Genomic DNA, 2,389 nt, shown 5'->3' on the forward strand with positions numbered 1-2,389 from the left:
ATAAATAAGTGCTAATTAACAAATTTTAACATAATTACGTTATAATATATATTGAAAGAAAGTTTTTTATATTTAAATTATGGGAAGAGGAAGTGAATATGAAGAAAAAAAGATATGTTTTTTCCCTAATATTTACTATTTTTATGGTGTTTTGTGCAGAGTACTTAAATCAACTGGAAATAATTTTTCCTGAAATTCTTGCCTTGTTATCAGGTGCATGGATAGCTGAAAATCAACCATGGAAAGTAAATAAAGTACAATTGTTTTTGTTAATGTCTATATCTTCATTTGTTGGAGTTATATTAGTGAAATATCTATCAATCCATATACTTGTCAAAATATCAATAGCATTTACATTTTCTTATATAATGTTACGTCTTACAAAAACAACAATTATACCTTTAATTTCAGCATGTATATTACCAATTTTACTTAATACGTCTACTTGGGTTTATCCCATATCAGTAACTATAATGTGTGCTTTAATCGTAATTTTTCAATATATTATGGAAGTACGTGGCATTAGAAACGCAGAAAAATACGTCAAAGAAGATACACTCTTAGGTAATTTAGTAACAGTAGATATGGAGGATGTAAGTGAACAATATACTATAAAAAAATATTTCAAAACATTATTAATTATTTTGCTAGTTTCTTTTATACCTGTAAAAACAAGTAATTTATATTTTATAGCACCTCCATTAATAGTAACTTTTATGGAATTTTCTGAACCCTCAAGTCCAGCTAGAAAAAGTGTTAAAAAGATAATATTTATACTTCTAGTAGCATCTTTTATTGGTACTACCTTAAGAATATTTTTAAATGTATATTTGCAATTTCCTCTATGGCTAGTAGCAGGAATTACTACACTCTGCATTTTTACTATTTTTGAAAAGACAAGTATTATTTTTCCACCAGCAGGAGCAATTTCACTTCTACCATTGTTATTAAATACAGACGGACTTTATTTGTATCCTATTCAAGTGTTTATAGGTAGCTGTATATTTATATTTTTTGCTTTATTTATATTTAGAAATGATAAAATAGATGATTATGAATTAAATAACTAACAGAGGAGAATTTATGCATACAAAAGATAAACAATTTGAAAAAATGACTAATACACCCATACCAAAATTAGTTTCTTCTTTAGCAATACCTACTATTATTAGTATGTTAATAACATCCATATATAATATGGCTGATACATATTTTGTTTCTCAGCTAGGTACTAGCGCATCTGCTGCCACTGGTATTGTATTTTCATTAATGGCAATTATACAAGCTATTGCCTTTGCCATAGGAATAGGTTCTGGAAGTACTATTTCTAGACGACTTGGAGAACAAAATAAAGAAGAGGCTGATATTTTGGGGTCTTCAGGATTTGTTACTTCTTTAGTATTTGGGTTTATCTTATTAGTATTTGGTAACATATTTATAGAGCCACTAATGATTATCCTTGGTTCAACAAAAACAATACTACCATATTCTATAAGCTACGCAAAATACATATTGTTTGCAGCGCCATTTATGGCTACTTCTTTTATTTTAAATAACATACTAAGAGCAGAGGGAAAAGCTAATTTGGCAATGGTAGGTATAGGTATTGGAGGCATTATAAATATAATTTTAGATCCTATATTTATATTTTCATTTAAATTAGGTATTAGTGGTGCTGCCATAGCAACAGCCACAAGCCAGTTTATAAGTTTTATAATATTATTTTCATTTTATTTAAGAAGAAAAACCATAGTTCAGTTTTCAATAAAGAAAATTTCAAGAAATATTAATACATACTTTATTATATTGAAAAATGGAATGCCTAGTTTTTTTAGACAAGGACTAGCAAGTATAGCAACCGTAGCCTTAAATTTTAATGCAGGGAATTATGGAGATTCTGCTGTAGCTGCCATGTCTATTGTCGGAAGAATATGTATGTTAATATTTTGCGTTGTAATTGGTTATGGTCAAGGATACCAACCAGTAGTAGGTTATAATTATGGTGCTAAAAATTATCATAGAGTTAAAGAATCATTTTTATTTACTTTGAAAGTTGGAACTAGCATAATGACAGTCTTGGCTATAATTGGATTTATATTATCACCAAAAATAATGTCTTGGTTTATTTCAGATTTGGAAGTCATTAAAATAGGAACAAATGCATTACGATATCAATGTTTAGTAATGCCACTCATGACTTTGGGTGTCTTATCTAACATGACATTTCAAGCAGTGGGTAAGCCCTTGCATGCAACTTTTTTAACATCTTGTCGCCAAGGTATATTTTTTCTTCCGTTAATTATAATTTTACCAAAGTTATTCTCTTTAAAAGGAGTAGAAATTACACAACCAATTTCAGATATTTTAACTTTCATTATAAGTATTCCTT

At 28.2% G+C, this 2,389-nt stretch carries 2 protein-coding genes; both read left to right on the forward strand.

Annotated elements, in window-relative coordinates; genetic code table 11:
* Positions 1-98: 98 nt before the first annotated feature.
* The gene (locus QX51_RS01190) at positions 99-1,070 is read left to right on the forward strand and encodes an HPP family protein (protein ID WP_039678079.1); all 972 of its coding nucleotides are present in this window, start codon (positions 99-101) and stop codon (positions 1,068-1,070) included.
* Positions 1,071-1,083: 13 nt separating this feature from the next.
* The coding region (locus QX51_RS01195) for an MATE family efflux transporter (RefSeq protein ID WP_039678080.1) at positions 1,084-2,389 on the forward strand (1,306 nt) is incomplete at its 3' end.

It is taken from the genome of Terrisporobacter othiniensis, from assembly GCF_000808015.1.
Lineage (GTDB): Bacteria > Bacillota > Clostridia > Peptostreptococcales > Peptostreptococcaceae > Terrisporobacter > Terrisporobacter muris.

What these genes read in the sequence shown, in the direction of transcription:
- QX51_RS01190 (WP_039678079.1), top strand. Translation starts at nt 99, where the DNA reads ATGAAGAAAAAAAGATATGTTTTTTCCCTAATATTTACTATTTTTATG.